The sequence below is a fragment of the Alsobacter sp. genome, from assembly GCF_059501845.1.
Genome location: NZ_JCACDK010000001.1, coordinates 65,601 through 87,222 on the forward strand (window position 1 = coordinate 65,601; position 21,622 = coordinate 87,222).

At 68.2% G+C, this 21,622-nt stretch carries 20 protein-coding genes; 14 read left to right on the top strand and 6 right to left on the bottom strand.

Annotated features, from left to right (window positions below; all coding sequences use genetic code 11):
* Positions 1-14 precede the first annotated feature (14 nt).
* The 14 genes from AC5JCN_RS00315 to AC5JCN_RS00380 all read left to right on the top strand — a co-directional run bounded on the left by AC5JCN_RS00315 (position 15) and on the right by AC5JCN_RS00380 (position 14,013).
* Positions 15-770 carry an SDR family NAD(P)-dependent oxidoreductase gene (locus AC5JCN_RS00315; protein ID WP_495753006.1) on the top strand — a complete coding sequence of 252 codons (756 nt, stop codon included), beginning with the start codon at positions 15-17 and terminating at the stop codon, positions 768-770.
* A gap of 45 nt (positions 771-815) precedes the next feature.
* Entirely contained in the window at positions 816-2,051 is a 1,236-nt protein-coding gene (locus AC5JCN_RS00320; RefSeq protein WP_495753007.1) for an ABC transporter substrate-binding protein, read from the top strand.
* A 62-nt stretch (positions 2,052-2,113) separates the two neighbouring features.
* Positions 2,114-3,220, top strand: coding sequence for an ABC transporter ATP-binding protein (locus AC5JCN_RS00325; RefSeq protein WP_495753008.1), 1,107 nt, complete (start codon positions 2,114-2,116; stop codon positions 3,218-3,220).
* Between the two features lie 13 nt (positions 3,221-3,233).
* Positions 3,234-4,607, top strand: a complete 1,374-nt coding sequence (locus AC5JCN_RS00330) for an amidase (protein ID WP_495753009.1) — start codon at positions 3,234-3,236, stop codon at positions 4,605-4,607.
* A gap of 41 nt (positions 4,608-4,648) precedes the next feature.
* The gene (locus AC5JCN_RS00335; protein WP_495753010.1) at positions 4,649-5,836 is read left to right on the top strand and encodes an oxidoreductase; all 1,188 of its coding nucleotides are present in this window, start codon (positions 4,649-4,651) and stop codon (positions 5,834-5,836) included.
* A 39-nt stretch (positions 5,837-5,875) separates the two neighbouring features.
* Entirely contained in the window at positions 5,876-6,757 is an 882-nt protein-coding gene (locus AC5JCN_RS00340) for a polysaccharide deacetylase family protein (protein WP_495753011.1), read from the top strand.
* A gap of 199 nt (positions 6,758-6,956) precedes the next feature.
* Positions 6,957-7,286 carry a hypothetical protein gene (locus AC5JCN_RS00345; protein ID WP_495753012.1) on the top strand — a complete coding sequence of 110 codons (330 nt, stop codon included), beginning with the start codon at positions 6,957-6,959 and terminating at the stop codon, positions 7,284-7,286.
* Positions 7,279-8,376, top strand: a complete 1,098-nt coding sequence (locus AC5JCN_RS00350) for a CobW family GTP-binding protein (RefSeq protein ID WP_495753013.1) — start codon at positions 7,279-7,281, stop codon at positions 8,374-8,376. Before AC5JCN_RS00345 ends, AC5JCN_RS00350 begins: the two co-directional genes overlap by 8 nt.
* 18 nt (positions 8,377-8,394) lie before the next feature.
* Positions 8,395-9,663 carry an ABC transporter substrate-binding protein gene (locus AC5JCN_RS00355; protein WP_495753718.1) on the top strand — a complete coding sequence of 423 codons (1,269 nt, stop codon included), beginning with the start codon at positions 8,395-8,397 and terminating at the stop codon, positions 9,661-9,663.
* A gap of 84 nt (positions 9,664-9,747) precedes the next feature.
* Positions 9,748-10,524, top strand: coding sequence for a 5-oxoprolinase subunit PxpA (locus AC5JCN_RS00360; protein ID WP_495753014.1), 777 nt, complete (start codon positions 9,748-9,750; stop codon positions 10,522-10,524).
* Between the two features lie 20 nt (positions 10,525-10,544).
* On the top strand, positions 10,545-10,784 hold the full coding sequence (locus AC5JCN_RS00365; protein WP_495753015.1) for an acetyl-CoA carboxylase: 240 nt from the start codon (positions 10,545-10,547) through the stop codon (positions 10,782-10,784).
* Between the two features lie 6 nt (positions 10,785-10,790).
* Positions 10,791-12,155: an acetyl-CoA carboxylase biotin carboxylase subunit gene (locus AC5JCN_RS00370; protein WP_495753016.1), complete on the top strand. Its 1,365-nt coding sequence runs from the start codon at positions 10,791-10,793 to the stop codon at positions 12,153-12,155.
* 21 nt (positions 12,156-12,176) lie between these two features.
* Complete coding sequence (locus tag AC5JCN_RS00375; RefSeq protein WP_495753017.1) at positions 12,177-13,052, top strand: 5-oxoprolinase subunit B family protein; 876 nt, start codon at positions 12,177-12,179, stop codon at positions 13,050-13,052.
* Positions 13,042-14,013, top strand: a complete 972-nt coding sequence (locus AC5JCN_RS00380; RefSeq protein WP_495753018.1) for a 5-oxoprolinase subunit C family protein — start codon at positions 13,042-13,044, stop codon at positions 14,011-14,013. Before AC5JCN_RS00375 ends, AC5JCN_RS00380 begins: the two co-directional genes overlap by 11 nt.
* Before the next feature lie 153 nt (positions 14,014-14,166).
* Here the strand turns inward: AC5JCN_RS00380 and AC5JCN_RS00385 are convergent, their stop codons facing one another.
* From AC5JCN_RS00385 to AC5JCN_RS00410, 6 genes are all read right to left on the bottom strand, one after another.
* Entirely contained in the window at positions 14,167-14,733 is a 567-nt protein-coding gene (locus AC5JCN_RS00385; RefSeq protein WP_495753019.1) for a hypothetical protein, read from the bottom strand.
* 8 nt (positions 14,734-14,741) lie between these two features.
* Positions 14,742-16,451, bottom strand: coding sequence for an adenine deaminase (gene ade / locus AC5JCN_RS00390; protein ID WP_495753020.1), 1,710 nt, complete (start codon positions 16,449-16,451; stop codon positions 14,742-14,744).
* 74 nt (positions 16,452-16,525) lie between these two features.
* Complete coding sequence (locus AC5JCN_RS00395; RefSeq protein WP_495753021.1) at positions 16,526-16,852, bottom strand: hypothetical protein; 327 nt, start codon at positions 16,850-16,852, stop codon at positions 16,526-16,528.
* 245 nt (positions 16,853-17,097) lie between these two features.
* Positions 17,098-19,116, bottom strand: coding sequence for an ASKHA domain-containing protein (locus tag AC5JCN_RS00400; protein ID WP_495753022.1), 2,019 nt, complete (start codon positions 19,114-19,116; stop codon positions 17,098-17,100).
* 254 nt (positions 19,117-19,370) lie between these two features.
* Positions 19,371-20,288, bottom strand: coding sequence for a dihydropteroate synthase (locus AC5JCN_RS00405; protein ID WP_495753023.1), 918 nt, complete (start codon positions 20,286-20,288; stop codon positions 19,371-19,373).
* A gap of 291 nt (positions 20,289-20,579) precedes the next feature.
* Entirely contained in the window at positions 20,580-21,614 is a 1,035-nt protein-coding gene (locus tag AC5JCN_RS00410) for a methylenetetrahydrofolate reductase (RefSeq protein WP_495753024.1), read from the bottom strand.
* Positions 21,615-21,622: the final 8 nt, after the last annotated feature.

Sequence of the window (21,622 nt, forward strand, 5' to 3'; positions counted from 1 at the left end):
GGGGGGAGAGAGGAATGACGGAGACGGTTTTCATCACGGGCGGAGGCATCGGCATCGGACGCTTCACTGGGCTGGCCTATGGCAAGCTCGGCCATCGCGTGATCGTCACCGACGTCCTCGACAAGGAGGGCGAGGCCGTTGCCGCCGAGATCCGCGCGGCGGGGGGCGAGGCCGAGTTTCATCACCTCGACGTCTGCTCCACGCGGGAGGCGGAGAAGGTGGTCGGCGACGTCATCTCTCGCTTCGGGATGATCGACACCCTCGTCTGCAATGCCGGGATCGCCCACCGCGTGCCGCTGGAGAAGCTCACCGACGAGAAGTGGGATCACACCTTCGACGTCGACCTCAAGGGCATGATCCGCGTCATCCGCCCGGCCGTTCCCGCGATGAAGGCAGCCGGGAAAGGCAACATCATCTGCATCTCGTCCATCATGGGCGTGGCCTATGGCTGGGATGAGCACGTCCATTATTCCTCGGCCAAGCATGGCGTCGTCGGCCTCGTGCGCGGGCTCGCGGTGGAGCTCGCCAAGGCGGGCATCCGCGTCAACGGCATCGCGCCCGGCTACATCCGGACGGCGCAGCTCCTGTCGGAGGAGCACTCGCTCGGGCAGAAGGGGGCCGAGGAGGCCCCGGCCTGGATTCCCATGGGGCGCATCGGCGAGCCGGACGACATCGCCGACGTCGTGACTTTCCTGTCTTCCAGGGCCGCCCGCTACATGACGGGGCAGGTCGTGGTGGTCGATGGCGGGCTCCTTGTCGGACGCTACTAGAGCCGCCAGCGGCGAATACGTGAGTTTTTTCGGGAGGTGGAACACATGACAGACAAGACGGAACTCAGCAGGAGGCACCTGCTCAAGGGAAGCGCCGGCGCGATCGCGCTGGCGCTCGGAGGCGGCACGCCGTTCGTGTCGTCTCGCCAGGCCTGGGCCGCGGCCAGCGACATCGCCAAGCAGCAGCTGCGCACGATCGGCCTTTCGGTCACCGTGCAGGAGCGCATCCTCGACGACTTCAAGAAGAAGTCGGGCGTGGGCGGCACCCAGGGAACGGCCGCGACCTTCCCGGACGCGCAGACCAAGATCCTCTCCGGCTCGAAGGACTTCGACTGCTGGGAGACGATCGGCGAGCGCCTGCCGGCGGTGGTCCAGACCAACAACATCGACCCGATCCCGGCCTCGTCGCTGAAGAACTGGGCGAACATCCGCGACACCTTCACCAAGCCCAACCCGAAGTGGGATGCGAAGTCGCAGATCACCGGGCAGATCTGGGCCGACGAAGGCCATACCAAGCTGTGGATGGTTCCGGCCGTCTACAATTACGACTCCGTCGGCTACAACCCCGACGTCGTCAGCGCCGAGGAAGCCAACACCTGGACGGCCATCTTCGACAAGAAGTGGAAGGGCAAGTCGGGCCTCAACACCGACCCGCTCATCGCCTTCGGCCAGGCCGTGATGGCGATGAACTCGCTCGGTCTCTCCAACGTCAAGAACCCTGGCAATCCCAACGCCAAGGAAATCGACGAGGCGGCGAAGTTCCTCGTCTCCAAGAAGAAGGAAGGCCAGTTCCGCGCGCTGTGGGGTGACTTCGGCGAGCTCGTCAACCTGCTCGCCTCTGGCGAGATGGTGGTCTGCGACGCCTGGCAGCCGGCCGTGATGGCCGTGAAGGCTCAGGGCAAGCCCTGCAAGTACGCGGTGCCGAAGGAAGGCTATCGCGGCTGGAGCATCGGCCCGTCGATGATCACGGGCAGCCCGAACAAGGACGCGGTCTTCGCCTATGCCGACTACTGGCTCTCCGGACCTCCCGGCGTGACCGTGTCGGAGCAGGGCTACTACTCGCCCACGACCAACGTGAAGGCGGCGTTCGATCCCGACAAGTACGCCTTCTGGTACGAGGGCAAGCCGTGGAAGGGCGCGCCGGAGCGCGGCATCAAGGAAGGCGACCTGCGCGACGGCGGCTCGCTCGAGACCCGCGCCGGCAACGTCGCCTACTGGCATCAGTGGCCGGACGAGTACGACCACCTCATCCAGAAGTGGGACGAGTTCCTCAGCGCCTGAGGACCTGACGAAGGGCGGGGGCCACGCGGCCCCCGTCCCCATTCCAGCGAGCGGGGATGCGCGTGGCCTACGATCTGCAGCTCACCAATGTCGGGAAGGTCTACGACAACGGCACGCCCGCGGTCATCGACTTCAACCTCGACGTGGAGAAGGGCGAGTTCATCGCCTTCCTGGGCCCGTCCGGCTGCGGCAAGACGACGACGCTGCGCATGATCGCCGGCTTCGAGGCCATCACGTCCGGCGACCTCGCTATTCGCGGCAAGCGCTACAACGACGTTCCGCCCGAGCGGCGCCCGACGTCCATGATCTTCCAGAACTACGCCCTGTTCCCGCACATGACGGTGCGCCGGAACGTCGGCTACGGGCTGGAAGTGAAGAACATGCCGAAGGCCGAGCGGGATGCGAAGGTGGAGCGCATCCTCGACAAGCTCGGCCTCACCGACATCGCGGACCAGCGGCCGGACAGGCTGTCCGGCGGCCAGCGGCAGCGCATCGCGCTGGCCAGGGGCCTCGTGGTGGAGCCGGACATCCTGCTGCTCGACGAGCCGCTCGGCGCGCTGGATGCCAATCTGCGCAAGGCCATCCAGGCTGAGCTGAAGCTCCTGCAGCGCAACCTTGGCATCACCTTCGTCTTCGTCACGCACGCCCAGTCGGAAGCGCTGACGCTGTCGGACCGCATCGTGGTGATGAACCAGGGGCGGGTCGAGCAGATCTCGAGCCCCTACGAGCTCTACACGCGTCCCGATACGCCGTTCGTCGCCCAGTTCATCGGCCGCAACACGATCTTCGCCGGCACGATGGAGAAGGTGGACGGGGACGTCGGCCACATCGCCACGGAATTCGGCCACTTCACGGGCCGTCTCAACGGCCGGCTGTCGGGCGGCGACATCGCCCGCATCGTCGTGCCGTCGGAGTCGTTCGACGTGCATCCCGCCAGCGAGGCGCAGCGCGACGGCTTGCTTCCCGCCTACAAGGGCAACGTCATCGCGGCCAGGGTCGAGCAGCGCGACGTGGTCGGGCACCTCGTGCAGCTCGAGGTGACGCTCGACAGCGGCCGCTCGGTGGCTCTCGAGGGCCATGTCGAGAAGTATCGCCGCGACAGCCTGCTACCGGGCCAACAGGTGTGGCTCGCCTGGAAGGCTCAGGAAGCCACCGTCATCCCCGCCTGAACGGAGGCATCCCATGCCCGGCTCACCCGTCGACCTCACCTCGCGTTCCGCACTGCAATGGGCGGCGCTGCTCGCCTCCGGCACGCTCGATGCGTCCGAAGGCACGCGGCAGACGCTGGCCGCCATCGATGCCTGCGAGGACAGGGCGATCTTCACCCTGCCCACTCCGGAGCGGGCCGCCGCGCTCGCCGCCGCTTCCGCTGCGCGGCACAGGGAAGGGCGGCCGCTCTCCCTGCTCGACGGCGTGCCGGTTGCCTACAAGGACCTGTTCGATCTCAAGGGCGTCCCGACGACGGCCGGCTCGCGGGTGCTGGCCGATGCGCCGCCCGCGGCGCGCGATGCGGCGCTCGTGTCGAACCTCGAGGCGGCCGGCATGATCGGCGTGGGCCGCGTCAACATGACGGAATTCGCCTTCTCGGGCATCGGGCTGAACCCGCATTACGGCACGCCCGTGAACCCGCATGGCGAGGGCCGCGTGCCAGGCGGCTCATCGTCCGGATCGGCGGTCGCGGTGGCGAAGGGCCTCGTGCCCGTCGCCATCGGCACGGACACGGGCGGCTCGGTGCGCATTCCCGCCGCGTTCAACGGGATCGTCGGGTACAAGACCTCGGGCGGCCGCTGGCCCATGGACGGCGCCTATCCGCTGTCGCGCACGCTCGACACGCTGGGCGTCTTCGCGCATTCCGTGGTCGACGCCGTGCTCGTCGACGCCGCGGCGCGTGCGCTGGCGGCTCCCGACATCAGGCGCGGCGAGGTCAAGGGGCTGCACGTCGTCGTCCCCACCACCCTGGTGCTCGACGGGTGCGACGAGGCCGTGCGCGCCAATTTCGAGGCAGCGCTGGAGAGGCTCGCGCGGGCGGGTGCGAAGATCGAGCGCCGGGCTTTTCCGGTCTTCGAGGAGATCCTCGCCCTCAGCGCCAAGCACCTCGCCATCGTCAATGCCGAGGCCTACGCCCTGCACAAGGAGCGTGTGGAAGGTCCGGACGCGAAGCGCATGGATCGTCGCGTGGCCGCCCGAATCGCCATGGGTCACGCGGCGCCGCTCACCGCCTATGTGGCCGTGATGGAGGCCAGGCAGCGCCTTGTGGCGCAGGTCGCGGCGGAGCTGCAGGGCCATGTCGTCGTCGCGACGCCGTCGGTGGCGCATGTCGCCCCGTCCATCGCAGCGCTGGAGGCCGACGACGACCTCTTCGTCCGGACGAACCTGAAGACGCTGCGCAACACGCTGCTCGGCAATTTCCTCGACTGGTGCGGCGTGTCCATCCCGAACGGGACCGACGCCGAGGGCATGCCGACTGGCTTCCTTCTGTCCGGCGCGCCCGGGCGCGACGACCACCTGCTCGCCGTGTCGATGGCGGCCGAGGACATCGTGCGCGGCCGGGGCTGACACTTCGCGCCTGACACCAGGCGCATCCATGGGAGGGGACTGTGGCCGAAGCGTTTCCGAAACTGTTTGCGCCCGGCAAGCTTGCCGGGGTCAGCCTGCGCAACCGCGTCGCGCTTGCTCCATTGACGCGCCAGATGGCGGAGCCCGACGGCACGCCGACGGACGAGATGGTCGCCTACTACGCCCGTCGCGCGCGTGGCGGTGCGGGGCTGCTGATCAGCGAGGGCACCTATGAGGAGGAGCGGCACGGCTGCCGCGCCTACCTGTCCCAGCCCGGAATTGCGAATGCGAAGCATGTTGCCGCGTGGCGGAAGGTGACGGAGGCGTCGCACAAGAACGGCGCCGCGATCATCTGCCAGCTGATGCATGGTGGCCGCGTCACCGACCCGCGCTGTCTCGCCCAGGGCGAGAAGCCGGTCAGCGCCAGCGACACGCAGAGCGGCGGCTGGGTGCTCTACACCGACAATGACTACGAGGCCCGGATCCGGGGCATCACGGGCGCGTGGCCCAAGGTGACGTTCGGGCCCGCACGCGCGCTCACCGAAGCCGAGATGGTCGAGGTGGCGGACGGCTTCGCCGAAGGTGCCGCCCGCTCGGTCGAGGCGGGCTTCGACGGTGTCGAGATCCACGGCGCCAACGGATACCTGCTCTACCAGTTTATCCATGACCGCACGAACCTGCGCACCGACGCCTATGGTGGCTCGCCCGAGAACCGCGTGCGGTTCCCGCGCATGGTGCTGGAAAAGGTCCGCAAGGCGATCGGCCCGGACAAGATCCTGACGCTGCGCCTGTCGCAGGATGGCGTCGACGACTTCATGGGCGCGTGGGCGGGTGGCGTCGAGACGGCGCGTGCGATCGGCAAGGCGCTCCGGGGCTGCGGCGCCGACGCCCTGCATTGGTCGAGCTTCGGATGGAAGGACAACCGCGACCCGAATTCGGATGTGCCGATGCCTGTCGCCATTCGCGAGGCGAGCGGCCTGCCGGTGATCGTCAATGGCGGCATCGACCAGGGCGCGGCGGCCGAGGAAGTGCTGGAGAGCGGCGCAGGCGACTACGTGGCGGTGGGCCGCCCGATGTTCGCCAACCCCGACTGGCCCGCCATGGTGCGCGCCGGACAGCCGGTCGACCTCGTGCCGTTCGACCGGAAATACGTGATCAAGCCGCCGCTCGATTACGAGTTCGCCTATCCGGCCGACTACGAGGCGCCGGACTGGGCAACCAGCTGGTGAGAACGGGACACCCCGAACAGACAACAAAGGAGAGGATCGATGGCCAAGGAAATCCTGTGCGGCTTCGGCGTCGATGTGGATGCGGTCGCGGGCTGGCTCGGCAGCTATGGCGGCGAGGACTCGCCTGACGACATCTCGCGCGGCATGTTCTCCGGCGAGGTCGGCAGCCCGCGCCTGGTCAAGCTGTTCGACCGCCTCGGGATCAAGACGACGTGGTTCATCCCCGGCCACTCGATCGAGACCTTCCCGAAGGAGATGAAGATGGTGGCCGACGCCGGCCACGAGATCGGCATCCACGGCTACACCCACGAGAACCCGATCGCGATGACCCGCGAGCAGGAAACCGAGATCCTCGACAAGTGCATCGATCTCGTCACCAAGCTCTCTGGCCGCCGGCCGACCGGCTACGTGGCGCCTTGGTGGGAGTTCTCTCCCGTCACCAACGAGCTGCTGCTGGAGCGCGGCATCAAGTACGACCACTCGCTGATGCACCACGACCACGTGCCCTACTACGTGCGGGTGGGCGACAGCTGGACGAAGATCGACTACTCCAAGAAGCCGTCGGACTGGATGGTCCCGCTGAAGCGCGGGCATGAGACGGACCTCATCGAGATCCCGGCAAGTTGGTATCTCGACGACCTGCCGCCGATGATGTTCATCAAGAAGTCGCCCAACAGCCACGGCTTCGTGAATCCACGCGACATCGAGCAGATGTGGCGTGACCAGTTCGACTGGGTTTATCGCGAGTACGACTACGCCGTGTTTCCGATGACGATCCATCCCGACGTCGCCGGGCGGCCTCATGTGCTGATGATGCTGGAGAGGCTCTACTACCACATGATCAGCCACCCCGGCGTCCGGTTCGTCACCATGGACGAGATGGCCGACGACTTCGCGCGCCGGTCGCCGCGGAAGAAGTGAGTTACACGCCGGAGGGCGCGGCACGTGCAGTGCCCTCCTGCGTTATCCCGGCTGCAGCGAAGCGAAGAGCCGGGATCCGGGACGACGGCATCCCGTCGTGCGAAGAGAGCCGAAGGCTGCAGTGGTCCGGGATCCCGGGTCCGCGGATCGGCACAGCTTGCTGCACAGCGCCCGGGATGACGAGGACAGGAGACGGACCATGTGCGCGTTGTGCGGCGTTCTCGGCGGGTCGGAACACTGGACGGATGCGGTCGCGCGGCCGGGCGTGTTCACGCGCAACACCGACTCCGTCGAGCGCCGCCGCGAGCGCATGCTGCGGGTGGCCCATGCGAACCGCATCCTCAAGCATTTCGGGCTGAACCTGGCGGACTGGCAGGGGTCTTCGTTCGTGTTGTCCACGGTCACCGGCAAGTCGGAGATCGTGGACAACCTGGCACATCTCTGGGCCACCGCGGAGCGGCTGACCGGCCGCCCCTGCGACCCGCTCGACCCGGGGCTCGTATCGCGGCTGGAGGCGGCGCGTGGGTGACCATCCCGCCTTCACGCCCGTCAACCTGATCACCGGCTTCCTCGGCTCGGGCAAGACGACGCTGCTGCAGGCACTGCTGCGCGATCCCGCGCTGGCAGACACCGCCGTGCTCATCAACGAGTTCGGCGAAGTTGGGCTCGACCATCACCTCCTGGAGCGCATCGACGAGACGATGGTGCTGCTGCAGTCGGGCTGCCTGTGCTGTACCATCCGCGGAGAGTTGTCGGACGCCATCAAGGACCTGCACTCGAAGCGCGACCGTGGGGTCATCCCGCCTTTCCGCCGCCTGGTCGTCGAGAGCACGGGGCTCGCCGATCCCTTTCCGATCCTGTCCACCGTCCATGCCGACCCCGTGCTGAAGCACCACTTCCGCCTGGGCAATGTCATCGCCACCGTCGACGCGGTGAACGGGCCGGCGCAGCTCGACAGGCAGCCTGAGTCGGTGAAGCAGGTCGCGGTGGCCGACCGGCTGGTGCTCACCAAGACCGACCTCGTCGAAGAGCCCGCTGCTGATGCGGTGGCAGCCCGCATCCGTGCTCTGAATCCCGCCGCACCCCTGTGGCGTGGCGCGGCGGAGGTCGACGCCGAGGCGCTGCTCTCGCACGACCTTTTCGAGCTCGCGGGCAAGAGCGAGCAGGCACGCAAATGGTTCGCGGCGGAGGTCGACGCGGCCCGGCAGGGCCGTGGGCATCACGACCACGACCACGGGCACGAACATGCGCATGGCCTTGCACACCGCGAAGGACATGCGCACGACCCGAACCGGCACGGCGAAAGCATCCACGCCTTCTCGCTGGTTTTCGAGGCGCCGCTCGATTGGACGCTGTTCGGCATCTGGCTGACGATGCTGCTCAACCGCCATGGCGAGCAGGTGCTTCGGGTGAAGGGCATCCTCAACGTGGCGGGAGCTCCGACGCCCGTCGCTGTGCACGGCGTCCAGCATCTCGTGCATCCGCCCATGCACATGGGAGCCTGGCCGGATGACGACCGCCGCTCGCGGCTGGTCTTCATCGTCGACGGGCTGGACCGGACGGCGGTGGAGCGCTCGCTGATGGCTTTCGCGGGCCTCGGCGTGCCGGCACCGGCATGAGGTGACGGGGTGGAACGGTTGACCGACGCGCCCGATGCGAGGCGCATTCAGTCGCCTGCCGTCCATACGGCGGGCAAGCCGCATCTGCGCGTGCTGGGCACGGAGATCACGCTGCTCGAGGAGGTGAGGCGGCAGGCCGAGCAGGATCTCGGCATCACGATCACCTTCGAAATGCTGGACTTCCTGGGCGCGCAGCACAAGGCCGCGACGGAACCACGGACTTTCGACCTCTACGACCAGTGCTTCCACAACCTCGACATCGTCTGGTTCTGGCGTGCGGTGCAGCCCATCGATACGCAGCGCATCCGGCTCTGGGACGAGGTGAGCGACCTCACCAAGACCGGCCGCATCAACGACTATGCGCCGACGGGGCGCGGCGACGCGCCGGTCAACAAGCTGTACGTGCAGCCGGGTCTCTCGCTGGGGCCACGTCCGTCCCGCCATGTCAGTATGCTGCCGACGGTCTACAACCTCGACGGCTTCGCCTGGAGGCCCGACCTCTACGACGCGCCAGAGGGCGAGGAGCCGAGCTGGGGCTGGCTGCTCGACGGCAGGGCCAAGGGGCGCATGGCCCTGGTCGACGAACCCGCCATCGGCATCTTCGACGCCGCGCTTTCCCTGCAGGCACTTGGCGAGGTGCGGTTTCGCGACATCGGCAATCTCTCCGTTGCCGAGATCGACCAGATCATCGCCCGCCTCGCGGTCCGCAAGCGGGAGGGGCATTTCACCGGCTTCTGGAAGACGGCGGCCGAATCCGCCGTGTTCATGACCGAGGGCCGCGCTGCCATTCAGAGCATGTGGTCGCCGGGTCTGTCTGCAGTGATGCGAACGGGGCTCCCTGTCTCCGAGGCGGTGCCCAAGGAGGGCTACCGCGCCTGGCACGGCGGCCAGTGCCTGTCCGCGCATCTCGACGGCCGCATGCTGGACGTCGCCTACGAGTACCTGAACTGGTGGCTGACCGGCTGGCCCGGCGCGGTGATGGCGCGGCAGGGCTACTACATGTCGGTGCCCGGCCGGGTCCGCGGCCATCTCGCCCCGGAGGAGTGGGACTATTGGTACGACGGACGGCCGGCGGCGTGCGATCTTGCCGGGCCGGACGGCCAGGTGACCGTGCGGGCGGGCTCGAGGCGTCCGGGCGGCGGCTGGTGGGAACGGGCCAGCCATATCGCGGTGTGGAACACGACGATGGACGAGCACAACTACCTCGTCCGCCGCTGGTCGCAGTTCGTCGGCCGGGAAGGACGCGCGGCGGGAGCCCGTGCGGCGGAGGCCGCGCTGGCGCCATGACGGATTGAAGGACGGGGAGGCGGGCGTTAGCGTGGCGGGGATCCCTCGCCTTCAGGGCGCGAATGCCGGATGGAGGACGAAGCCGTGGCGAAGACGATCGATTTCAACTGCGACATGGGAGAGGCGCTCGGCCTCTGGTCCCTTGGCGATTCCGTCGATGCCGACGTGATGACGCTGATCAGTTCCGCCAACATTGCCACCGGCTTCCATGCGGGCGATCCCAGCCTGATGGACCGCACGGTGCAGCTCGCCAAGGCGAACGGCGTTGGGGTCGGAGCGCATCCCGGGTTCCGCGACCTGCACGGCTTCGGGCGGCGCCACATGGGCGGCACCCCGGAGGAGCTGACCAACGAGGTGCTGTACCAGGTGGGCGCCCTGCGAGAGTTCGCCCGCCGGCACGGCGTCCCGCTCCAGCACGTGAAGCCGCATGGCGCGCTCTACATGCATGCCGCGAAGGACCGCGAGTTCTCCAGGCAACTCGTCGATGCGATCCAGCAGGTCGGACCGGAGCTCTACCTCTTCTGCATGGGCGTGGCCGTGACGTACGAGATCGCCAAGGCCGCGGGCCAGCCCGTAGTGCGGGAGTTCTACGCCGACCGCGATTACGACCGCACCGGCTCCATCGTCTTCACCCGCCGCGGCGAGAAGCTGGATGCCAAGCGGGTCGCCGACCGCGTCGTGCGCGCCTGCCTCGACGGCAAGGTCGACACGGTCGAGGGCGACACGATCGACATCCAGTTCGAGTCCGTCTGCTTCCACTCCGACACGCCCGGCGCGCTCGCCATCGCTCGGGCCATCCGCGAGGGTTTCGACTCCAACGGAATTGCCGTGCAGCCGGTCAGCAAGACCGTTCCCCGCTGATCCATCCTTCAGGAGACACCATGCCCAAGACCATCCCGGCGCCGCTCCCCGGCACCTTCTACCGCAAGCCGGCACCCGACCAGCCGAACTTCAAGACGGAGGGCGATGCGGTCGCCATCGGTGACACGGTGGGGCTGATCGAGGTGATGAAGACCTTCACGCCCGTGACCGCCGAGGATGCCGGCAAGATCGTCAAGTTCCTCGTCGACAACGAGGAGCCGGTGATGGCGGGCCAGCCGCTGTACGAGCTCGAGGACTGAGCCGGAATGGCACTTCGCAAGATCCTCGTTGCCAACCGGGGCGAAATCGCCGTGCGGATCATCCGTGCGGCGCGCGAGCTCGGTATCGCCACCGTGCAGGTGCACAGCGCGGCCGACACCGACATGCTTGCCGTCCGCCTTGCCGACGAGGCCGTCAACATCGGTCCGCCGCACGCGGCGAAGTCGTACCTCAACACGGACGCGATCCTGAAGGCGGCGGCCGATAGCGGGGCCGACGCGGTGCATCCCGGCTACGGTTTCCTCTCCGAGAACGCTGCCTTCGCCGAGGCGGTGGAGAAGGCCGGGCTGGTCTTCATCGGCCCGACACCCCACGCCATCCGCGAGATGGGCGACAAGGCCAGGGCCCGCGAAGTGGCGGCCAAGGCAGGGGTGCCGACCGTCCCGGGCACCGAGGGCCGCGTCGCGGATCCCGAAACAGCGCTGCGCCTGGCCGGGGAGATCGGCTACCCCGTCATGATCAAGGCCTCGGCGGGCGGAGGCGGACGTGGCATCCGCGTGGCGGCCGATGCCGCCGAGCTCGCCACTCTTCTGCCCCAGGCGAGCGCCGAGGCGCAGGCTGCGTTCGGTGATGGCGGGCTTTATCTCGAGCGCTTCATCGGCAGGGCGCGGCACGTCGAGGTTCAGATCCTCGGCGACGGGCATGATGCTATCCATCTTTACGAGCGCGAGTGCTCCCTGCAGCGCCGCCGCCAGAAGGTGTGGGAGGAGGCACCGGCCGCTCCGCTCTCCGACCCGGTGCGCGAGGCGCTCTGTGCCTCCGCCGTGAGGCTCGCGCGGTCCGTGAACTACCGCGGCGCGGGAACGCTGGAGTACCTCTACGACGAGACCACCGGCGAGTTCTTCTTCATCGAGATGAACACGCGCATCCAGGTGGAGCATCCCGTGACCGAGCTGGTCACGGGCGTCGATCTCGTGCGCGAGATGATCCGCATCGCGGGCGGCGAGAAGCTGCGGCTGCGCCAGTCCGACATCAGGCTGAACGGACATGCCATCGAGGTGCGGATCAACGCCGAGGATCCGTCACGGAACTTCCTGCCCGGCCCCGGCACGGTGACGAGCCTCGTCGTGCCCGGCGGGCCGGGCGTCCGCTTCGACACGATGCTCTACCCCGGCTACACGGTGCCGCCCTTCTATGACAGCCTGCTTGGCAAGCTGATCGTGTGGGACGAGACCCGCGAGGCTGCCATCGCCCGCATGGCGCGCGCGCTGGCCGAGCTCGAAGTCGAGGGCATCAAGACGACGAAGACGCTGCACCAGGCGCTGGCCCGTGATCCCGAGGTGGGCGCGGCGCGCTTCCATACGCGATGGCTGGAGGGCTGGCTCGAAGCCAATCCCCTCCCGCCCGGCTGAACCCCAGGAGGCTGACCGCCGATGACAACGCGCTATTCGTTCGGAGGGGACGAGCACATCTTCGTCGAGATGGACGAGGAAATGTCGCTCGAGGCCTTCTTCAAGAGCCTCGCCCTCTGCAATGCCGTCAAGGACAGCGGCATCAAGGGCGTGACCGAGATCTGCCCGGCCAACGCCTCCATGCAGGTGAAGTTCGACCCGGACGTGATCGCGCCCGACGAACTCCTGAAGGAGATCCAGGCGCTGGAAAGCCACGCCGAGAAGGCGGAGAAGGTGCTCGACACTCGTATCGTCGAGATGCCGCTGTACTACAACGACCCGTGGACGCACGAGACGCTGATGCGCTTCCGCGAGCGTCACCAGGACCCGTCGAGCACCGACATCGACTACGCCGCGCGCATCAACGGCTACGAGAATGTCGACGCCTTCATCAAGGCGCATTCGGGCGCGCCCTGGTTCGTGTCCATGGTCGGCTTCGTCGCCGGCCTGCCCTTCATGTACCAGATGGTCGAGCGCTCAAAGCAGATCGAGGTGCCGAAATACCTGCGGCCACGCACCGACACGCCAAAGCTCACCGTGGGCCATGGCGGCTGCTTCGGGGCGATCTATTCCGTGCGGGGCGCGGGCGGCTACCAGATGTTCGGCATCACCCCGATGCCGATCTACGACCCCAGGCAGGAGATCAGCTATCTCCGCGAGTTCATGTGCCTGTTCAATCCCGGCGACATCATCAAGTTCAGGCCGGTCGGCCGGGAGGAATACGACGAGGCAGTCCGCCAGGTGGACAGCGGGCGCTACCAGCCGGTGATCCGCAAGGCGCGCTTCGACCTCGCAGCCTTCCAGAAGGACCCCGACGCCACCAACCGCAAGCTCGACGAGGTGCTCCATGGCCATTGAGGTCAAGAAGCCGGGACTGGCCACCTCGGTCCAGGACCTGGGCCGCCCCGGCTACTACCATCTCGGCATCCCGATTTCCGGGGGCATGGACCGCTACGCATTGCGCGCCGCCAACATCCTCGTCGGCAACGACGAGGGGGCCGCTGTGCTGGAAGCCGTGTTCATGGGGCCGGAACTCCTGTTCACGCACGACGCCGTCGTCGCCGTGGCCGGCGCGGAACTCCCGCCCAAGGTGGACGGGGAAGCACGCGAGACGTGGACCTCCTTCCCCGTGAAGGCGGGGCAGACCCTGTCCTTCGGCGTGCTGAAGGCGGGTGCGCGCGCCTATATCGCCGTCTCCGGCGGCATCGACGTTCCCGTCGTGTTGGGCAGCCGCTCGACCTACATGCTGGGGGCGCTCGGCGGCTTTGAGGGCCGCGCGCTGAAGGCGGGCGACGTTCTCCAGACCGGCGCATCGGGGGGAGGCAAGGCGGGCCGCAGCATCCCGGAGGCGCTGCGCAGGAAGCCGGCCTCCTCGCCAGAGCTGCGCATGCTGCCGGGCCTCTACTGGCATCGCCTTACCGAGGCGGCGGGCCAGCACTTCTTCGAGGACACGTGGAAAGTGGCGCCCGAGGCCGACCGCATCGGTTACCGCTTCCGCGGCGGCCGGCCGATGGAGTTCGTCGCCCGCAAGCAGCCCTTCGGCGCGGGGTCGGATCCCAGCAACATCGTCGACAGCTGCTATCCCTACGGGTCCATCCAGATCCCGGGCGGCACGGAGCCGATCGTACTGCACCGCGACGCGGTGTCGGGTGGCGGCTACTTCATGGTGGGCACGGTGGTCTCGGCCGACATGGATTATATCGGCCAGATGCAGCCGCATACGCCGGCCCGCTTCGTAAAGGTGACCATGGACCAGGCGCTCTCCGCCCGCCACGACCGCCGCGCGCAACTGGCAAAGGTGCGTGAGGCAGTGGGGTAGGGGAGGGCGGCTTCTCCGTCGCCGGAGGTGCGACTGCGCGTCTGAAGACGCGCGGTCCGGCAGGAGCGCGGGTCTTCAGACCCGCCCCTTTGGCCCCCACAAGTCATCCCGGCCGGAGCGCAGGACTGCTCCGCGCTCGGGATGACCACCCGGTCAGCGCGCGGCGCCGATCCAGTCCCGCAAGGCCCGTCCCATCGCCCGCACCCCTTGTCCGGCGGCGATGGCGGCGCGCCACAGCGCTGTTCCGCGCATCCGGCCGAGCACCGCGTCCCGGACAGCGGCGAGCCGGACCATGATCCACGCGAACCAGCCGATGGTGAGGAGCTTGTGCCGACCTGCATGGTAGATGCGGTCGACCACGACGAGTGTCATGAGGTGGGCGAAGACCTGGGCGGTCACGCCCAGCGCGAGCCGCCCCGAGGCGATCCACCAGAGCGAGACGATCTTCAGCGGCTCGGCCAGCGCGAACGGAACGGCAAGCAGCGCCAGAATGCCGTAGGGCGGGAGCATGGCGATGCCACGCTCGGCCGCCGCAAAGATGCGCAGCGAGAACAGCCACCGCAGCAACGGACGAAAGAGCGGCCCGGCGACTGCGTCGAGCAGCACGACCACCCCGACGATCGCGTCCACCGGCGCGAGCAGGATGGCGACCGGGAGCGAGCGTCTGCGCGGCGTGTCGGGGACGCCTGGGGCGGCCCCTCCCTTGGTGTCCTCTTCCATGCCGGGGATCAGGCCCCGACGAAGGCGAAAGCGTCGACGTCGACGAGCCCCTTGTCGGTGATCTTCAGGTGCGGAATCACCGGCAGCGGCAGGAATGCGACCTGCAGGAACGGTTCGGGCAGCGTCACGCCCAGCCGTTTCGCGGCGGCTCGCAGGGGGATCAGGCGGTCGTGCACGTCCTCATGGGTTGCGAGGCTCATCAGGCCGGCGACCTGCAGCGGCAGTTCCGCCAGGACCCGGCCGCCGTCGACGACGACGAAGCCGCCCTCGATCTCGCCCAGCCGGTTCACGGCAAAGGCCATGTCCGCTTCGTCCGCGCCGACGACGCAGATGTTGTGGCTGTCATGGCCCACGGAGGAGGCGATCGCGCCCCTCTTCAGGCCGAAACCCTTGACGAAGGCCCGGCCGATGCCGTGACCGCGCCCGTGGCGCTCGACGACTGCCACCTTGATGATGTCCTGCTCGGTGTCGGTGCCGCGCTCCCCGTCGGCAAAGGGCAGCTCGGCGGTGAGGCGGTCGGTGATGATGCGCCCGGGCCGCACACCGATGACGGGCGTCGTCGGCCCCGGCCCGCGTATGACGAAGTCGTGCGCCGCGACCGGCTTCGCCCTGACGCTGTGCCGCCCGACGGGATCGACGTGAGCACGGGCAGCGAACAGCCCGGCATCCACGACGCGGCCAGCTGAGATCACCTGCCGCACGGCACATGCATCGAGATCGTCGAGGATGACGAGGTCGGCCCGCCATCCCGGCGCCACGAGGCCACGGTCGCGCAGGCCGAAGGCGCGCGCGGCGGAGATCGAGGCCACCCTGTAGGCGTCCAGCGGGCGCGCCCCGGAGGCGATCACGGTGCGGATGATGTGGTCGAGGTGGCCTTCCTCCGCGATGTCGAGCGGGTTCCTGTCGTCCGTGCAGAAGGCGAGGAAGGGCGCCAGGTCCGGCGTGACCAGCTCCTTCAGGGCGGCCAGGTCCTTGGACACCGACCCCTCGCGGATCAGCACGGTCATGCCCTTCGAGAGCTTCTCCCGCGCCTCGGCGGCGGATGTCGTCTCGTGGTCCGTGCGGATGCCCGCGGCGCAATAACCGTCGAGGTCGCGGCCGCCGACGAGGGGAGCGTGGCCGTCGATCTGGCGGCCCTGGAAGGCGGCGAGCTTGGCCATCATGCCGCTGTCGCCGGCGAGCACGCCGGGGAAGTTCATCACCTCGGCGAGCCCCAGGACCTTGGGATGCCCGGCGAGCGGCAGGAGGTCTTCGGCCTCCAGCCGCGCACCCGACGTCTCGAGATGGGTGGCGGGGACGCAGCTCGACAGCTGCACGCGCAGGTCCATCACCGTCGCGAGCGACCACTCGAGCATGTAGCGGATGCCCTCGGTCCCCAGCACGTTGGCGATCTCGTGCGGGTCGCAGATGGCTGTCGTCACGCCGCGCGGCAGGACGCACCGGTCGAACTCGCCGGGAGTGACCAGGGACGACTCGATGTGAAGATGCGTATCGATGAAACCGGGGACCACGAAGCGGCCGCGGGCATCGATTTCCCGCCGTCCGCGATACTCCCCGCCTGTCCCGACGATGCGATCGCCGGAGATGGCGACATCGCCGACGTCCAGCGCGCCGGTGACGAGGTCGAAGATGCGCGCTCCCTTGACGACGAGGTCGGCATCGGCCGAGCCGCGGCCCTGGGCGATCCAGCGGGCGATGTCGTCTGGGCTTGGCTGCATCGTCGTTCTCCTTTCGCATCCGACGATGGCGAAGGCAGCGGGCCGCGTAAAGCGCGGCCGCAGTTCATGGGAGATCAGGCAGTCGCGTGTGCGGCGATGGCGCCGTGAGCGGCCGCTTCGGCCGGCACGGTGGGCTCGAACACCAGGCGCATCACACCGGCCCGCGCCGTGTCGACCACGGGAACGTGCCAGTAGAACGGCCCCATTTCCGGGAAGCTCGCCATGTCGAGCTGGATTTCAGCCAACGGAATTCGGTGACGGCGCGCGGCAGCCAGCGCTCCGTCGAGCAGCGCCTCGAGCGGGCGGGTGCCGTCCGGTGTGTCTGTCACCACGAAAGCCATCCGTCCGGGAGCGCTCGCGAGCATGCTGTCCAACGTGCGCAACAATTCCCGGACGTCCATGGCCCGCCTCTCCGACCTGGGTATGTGACGGCAGGATGAACGATATGGTGCGGTGCGAAAAGGCAATCTTTAGTTTAGGATTAACATATTAACATTAAGCTTGCAGAGTGCATTGAAAGCGCGCTGAAAAACAGCTCTTGGTGCGGTGCCGCATTGAAAGAACCGGCCCGTGCCGCGCTCGAAGGGATTAGGCCGGGTGGTGCTCCGCTGGGGTGGCCTGTTATGCCAGCGGCAGCGCAGCGTCACTACCCCTCCCGGCGCCGCCGGCGGCGGCCTTCGCCCTCTGCATGCTCGATGATCTTGGGCGGGGGAAAGGCGACGACCTTCGACAGTTCCTCGAAGGGGTCGAGCTTGTTGGGGATCGCCATCGCCGCGACGAAATGGTCCTGGAAGGCGGGCTCCAGCGCCGTCTCGATCTTCTCGATGCGCCGGACCACGTCCTGGATCTCGCCGCGTGAGGCCGCGTTCAGCAGGGCGATGCGTGCGCCCGTGCCTGCGGCATTGCCCGCCGATGCCACCTTGGCGAGGTCGCAGTCGGGGATGAGGCCCAGCACCATGGCGTACTTCACGTCGATATGGCTGCCGAAGGCACCCGCCAGCGTGATCCGCTCAACCTTGTCGACGCCGTATCGGTCCATCAGAAGCTTGACGCCCGCATAGAGCGCCGCCTTGGCAAGCTGGATGGCGCGCACGTCGTTCTGGGTCACGACGATCCGCGGCTCGCCCTCGCGGACGAGGTAGGAAAAGGTGCGCCCGGTCGCCTCGATCCTCGGCGTGCGGGCCGCGAGCGACCCGTCGACCACGCCGTCCTGCGTGATGATCCCGGCCAGCCACATCTCGGCGATGATCTCGATGATGCCGGAGCCGCAGATGCCGGTGACGCCGGTGGAGGCGGTGGCCTCGTCAAAGCCCGGCTCGTCCGACCACAGGTCGCAGCCGATCACCTTGTAGCGCGGCTCCAGCGTATCGCGGTCGATGCGGATGCGCTCGATGGCCCCTGGCGCGGCGCGCTGGCCGGATGAGATCTGCGCGCCCTCGAAGGCGGGCCCAGTCGGCGACGAGCAGGCGAGCAGGCGCTGCCGGTTCCCGAGCACGATCTCGGCATTGGTGCCGACGTCGACAAGCAGCGTGAGCTCGTCCTTGAGATAGGGGCCCTCCGACAGCACGACGCCGGCAGCATCCGCGCCGACATGGCCGGCGATGCAGGGCAGCGAGAAGACGAAGCCACCCGGCGCGATGGAAACGCCCAGTTCGCGCGCCCGTGCCTCGTAGGCGCCGTCGATGGTGAGGGCGAAGGGAGCGCCGCCGAGTTCCACGGGGTCCAGCCCCAGCACCAGGTGGTGCATGATGGGGTTGCCGACGATCGTCATTTCCAGCACGTCGGTCCGGTCGATCCCCGCTTCTTGGGCCACCTCGCCGACGAGCCCGTCCAGCGCCTCGCGGACCGACGAGGTGAGCTCCTTCTCGCCGCCCGGGTTCAGCATGATGTAGGAGACGCGGCTCATCAGATCCTCGCCGAAGCGGATCTGCGGGTTCATGAGCCCGGCAGAGGCGACCACCTCGCCCGTGATCAGGTCGGTGAGATGGGCGGCGATGGTGGTGGAGCCGACATCGACCGCCATGCCGTACGCCTTCTCGCGCAGGCCGGGCCAAAGGGCGACGAGATGACCCGTCTTGCGCACCGCCGCGGTGACCTTCCACTCGCCCTGCCGCAGCGCTTTCTGGAGGCCGGCGAGGACCGGGAGGTCGGCCGTGACCCGCTCGACGCCCCACTGCTCGGCCAGCGCGTCCTGCAGACGGCGGAAGTCCGAGGCGGGGTCGTGCATGTCGGGCTCGGCGACCTCAACGTAGCAGAGCCGCACCACGGGATCGATCTGGATGGGATGCGCCTCGGCGCGCTTGCGCACGACCTGGCGGTGAACCTGGCTGTCCGGGGGCACGTCGACGACGAGGTCGCCGCACACCTTCGCCTGGCAACCCAGCCGGCGTCCCTCGGCCAAAGCGCCGCGCTTGGAGACGTAGCGCTCCTCCACCGCATTCCAGCCGGTGACGTGGTCCGTGCGGGACTCGATGCCGTGCTTCGGGAATGAGCCCTCGCCCACCTCGACCTGGCAGCGCCCGCAAATCCCCCGCCCGCCGCAGACGCTGTCCAGGTCCACGCCGAGCTTCCGTGCGGCCTGAAGCACGCTGGTGCCGTCGACGAACCGCCCGCGCTTGCCGGAGGGGGTGAAGACGACGAGGTGGTCGGCGGAACTCTCGGACACGGAGAAGGGACCCTCAGCTCAAGCAGGCATGGGCGTGTTTATGGCGCGCAACGTGAAAAGAAAGCCCCAATGTGTCGCGCGTCGCATCGCCACCGGGAAAGTGCGCGGGAAGAGCGCGGGAACCCTCCCCCGCCTGCGGGGGAGGGCAGGGAGGGGGGCCGACCGAAGGGCACCAGACGCATAGTGCACCGCTCTGTCGGGGGGCGCCGACATCTCCCCCGCGATCGGGGAAAGCTGCCGGAGCCCGCTGGGCTTCACGCCTCCCGGGCCCGGCGGCGGCCTTCACGGCCGCGGCGGCCGCCGGCACCTTCAGCGGCGCCCTCGGGGGCGGGCTCGCGGAACTTGCGGATCCAGGCGGCGCAATTTGGGTCGTTGCCCATGACGACGTCGGCGCCCAGGATCGCCTGGATGTCCTCGACATGCAGCGGGTTCATGATGGCCGAGGTCATGCCGGCGCCGATCATCATCGGCAGGAAGGCGGCGTTGAGGCCCCGCCGGTTGGGCAGTCCGAAGGAGAAGTTGGACGCGCCGCAGGTGGTGTTGACCTTCAGCTCCTCACGCAGGCGGCGCAGCAGCCGGATGAGCTGGCGGCCGGCATCGTTAATGGCGCCCACCGGCATGACGAGCGGGTCGACGACGATGTCCTCGCGCGGGATGCCGAAGTCGGCGGCACGCTCCACGATCTTCTTGGCCACCGCGAAGCGGACGTCCGGGTCCTCGGAGATGCCGGTCTCGTCATTCGAGATGGCGACCACCGCCGCGTTGTACTTCTTGACCAGCGGCAGTACCTGCTCCAGCCGCTCCTCCTCGCCGGTCACCGAATTGACGAGCGGCTTGCCGCGGTAGACCGCCAGCCCGGCTTCCAGAGCCGCGACAATTGAACTGTCGATGGAGAGCGGAACGGGCACCGTGTCCTGCACCAGCTTGATGCACTCGGCGAGGATCTTCGGCTCGTCGACCAGCGGAATGCCGGCGTTCACGTCGAGCATCTGCGCGCCGGCCTCGACCTGCGCAACGGCATCGGCGACGACGCGGCTGTAGTCGCCGGCTGCCATCTCCGCTGCCAGCAGCTTGCGCCCGGTCGGATTGATGCGCTCCCCGATCATGACAAAGCGATGCTCGAAGCCGATCGTCACCTTGCGCTTTTCGGACGTGATCACCGTTTCGGTCATGGTCGTACCCCCTGCGCCGCCGAGACGGCCGTCCCCGATATCCTGTCGTTGCCCTGCAAGCTAGTTGGCCGTGCGCGACACCACTAACACGGGAGCGACATGTGCTCCCGAACGGACGAAGCGGGCGGCGTTCGAGTGCGCATCTTCCCCGGCGGCAGCTGATGCCGGTACGGGAGGCCGGTCCTGTCGCTCCGGGCCCAGGATCCCCTTCCCGGCCTGCTCCGCAGGCCGCCGGGGATGACAAGGATGGGCAAGGGAGGCCGCCGGGATGTGTCGAGAGGGGCAACCGCCTCAGGCGGCTCCGAGGCTCTCCACCGCCTGCATCATCGGCTGGAAATCGCGGCGCCATGGCGTGCGGCCCGCAAGCACCCCGGATTCGTGCACGATCTCGGAGACGTACTCCTCCTGCCGGTAGGCCATGACGTGTACGCCCGAGACGCCCTTGATCTCGCGGATGCGCTGGATCAGCTCGATGCAGATCTTCTTGCCCTCGGCCTTCTGGTTCTGCGTGCCTTCCAGCCTCGCTATGACGTCGTCCGGGATGTGCACGCCCGCCACGTTGGCGCGCATCCATTTGGCCGTGCGGGCGGAGGCGAGGGGACCGACGCCGACGAGGATGAAGCACTGCTCGTCGAGCCCCATGTCGCGCACGCGGTCCATGAAGCGTTCGAGCAGCGGAATGTCGAAGCAGTACTGCGTCTGGCAGAACTGGGCGCCGGCCGCGATCTTCTTGGCGAGGCGAAGCGGGCGGAAATCATAGGGCGGGGCGAACGGGTTTTCGGCCGCGCCCATGAAGACGTCCGGCGGCGAGGTGATCTTGCGGCCGGAGAGAAAGGTTTTATCGTCCCGCATCTTGCGGATGACCTGCAGCAGCGAGGTCGAGTCGAGGTCGAAGACCGGCTTGGCTTCCGGGTGGTCGCCGCATTGCACGCCGTCGCCCGTCAGGCACAGGATGTTGCAGACGCCGAGCGCCGCGGCTCCCAGCACATTGCCCTGGATGGCGATGCGATTGTAGTCGCGGCAGCTGATCTGCATGATCGGCGAGTAGCCAATCCGGGTGAGCAGCGCGCAGATCGCGACGCTCGACATGTGGCAATGCGCGCCCGAGCCGTCGGTGGCGTTGATGCCGTCGACCCAGCCCTCGAAGATGTGCGCGCGCTCGTAGACGTCCTCGGCGTCCGCGCTGTCGGGCGGGTTGAGCTCCGCCGTGACCGCGAATTCGCCGCGCCGGAGAACGCGTTCGAGGCGGCCGCGCGAGGAGTGGCCTGGCAGCGGCGGCAGGGGGGCGTGGGGCTCGGGGCCGATGTCGTCGGGATGCGGGCGCATCGTCGGTG

What these genes read in the sequence shown, in the direction of transcription:
- AC5JCN_RS00410 (WP_495753024.1), bottom strand. Translation starts at nt 21,614, where the DNA reads ATGCGCCCGCATCCCGACGACATCGGCCCCGAGCCCCACGCCCCCCTG.
- AC5JCN_RS00370 (WP_495753016.1), top strand. Translation starts at nt 10,791, where the DNA reads ATGGCACTTCGCAAGATCCTCGTTGCCAACCGGGGCGAAATCGCCGTG.
- ade (WP_495753020.1), bottom strand. Translation starts at nt 16,451, where the DNA reads ATGCAGCCAAGCCCAGACGACATCGCCCGCTGGATCGCCCAGGGCCGC.
- AC5JCN_RS00405 (WP_495753023.1), bottom strand. Translation starts at nt 20,288, where the DNA reads ATGACCGAAACGGTGATCACGTCCGAAAAGCGCAAGGTGACGATCGGC.
- AC5JCN_RS00380 (WP_495753018.1), top strand. Translation starts at nt 13,042, where the DNA reads ATGGCCATTGAGGTCAAGAAGCCGGGACTGGCCACCTCGGTCCAGGAC.
- AC5JCN_RS00375 (WP_495753017.1), top strand. Translation starts at nt 12,177, where the DNA reads ATGACAACGCGCTATTCGTTCGGAGGGGACGAGCACATCTTCGTCGAG.
- AC5JCN_RS00330 (WP_495753009.1), top strand. Translation starts at nt 3,234, where the DNA reads ATGCCCGGCTCACCCGTCGACCTCACCTCGCGTTCCGCACTGCAATGG.
- AC5JCN_RS00345 (WP_495753012.1), top strand. Translation starts at nt 6,957, where the DNA reads ATGTGCGCGTTGTGCGGCGTTCTCGGCGGGTCGGAACACTGGACGGAT.
- AC5JCN_RS00315 (WP_495753006.1), top strand. Translation starts at nt 15, where the DNA reads ATGACGGAGACGGTTTTCATCACGGGCGGAGGCATCGGCATCGGACGC.
- AC5JCN_RS00395 (WP_495753021.1), bottom strand. Translation starts at nt 16,852, where the DNA reads ATGGACGTCCGGGAATTGTTGCGCACGTTGGACAGCATGCTCGCGAGC.
- AC5JCN_RS00340 (WP_495753011.1), top strand. Translation starts at nt 5,876, where the DNA reads ATGGCCAAGGAAATCCTGTGCGGCTTCGGCGTCGATGTGGATGCGGTC.
- AC5JCN_RS00385 (WP_495753019.1), bottom strand. Translation starts at nt 14,733, where the DNA reads ATGGAAGAGGACACCAAGGGAGGGGCCGCCCCAGGCGTCCCCGACACG.
- AC5JCN_RS00320 (WP_495753007.1), top strand. Translation starts at nt 816, where the DNA reads ATGACAGACAAGACGGAACTCAGCAGGAGGCACCTGCTCAAGGGAAGC.
- AC5JCN_RS00365 (WP_495753015.1), top strand. Translation starts at nt 10,545, where the DNA reads ATGCCCAAGACCATCCCGGCGCCGCTCCCCGGCACCTTCTACCGCAAG.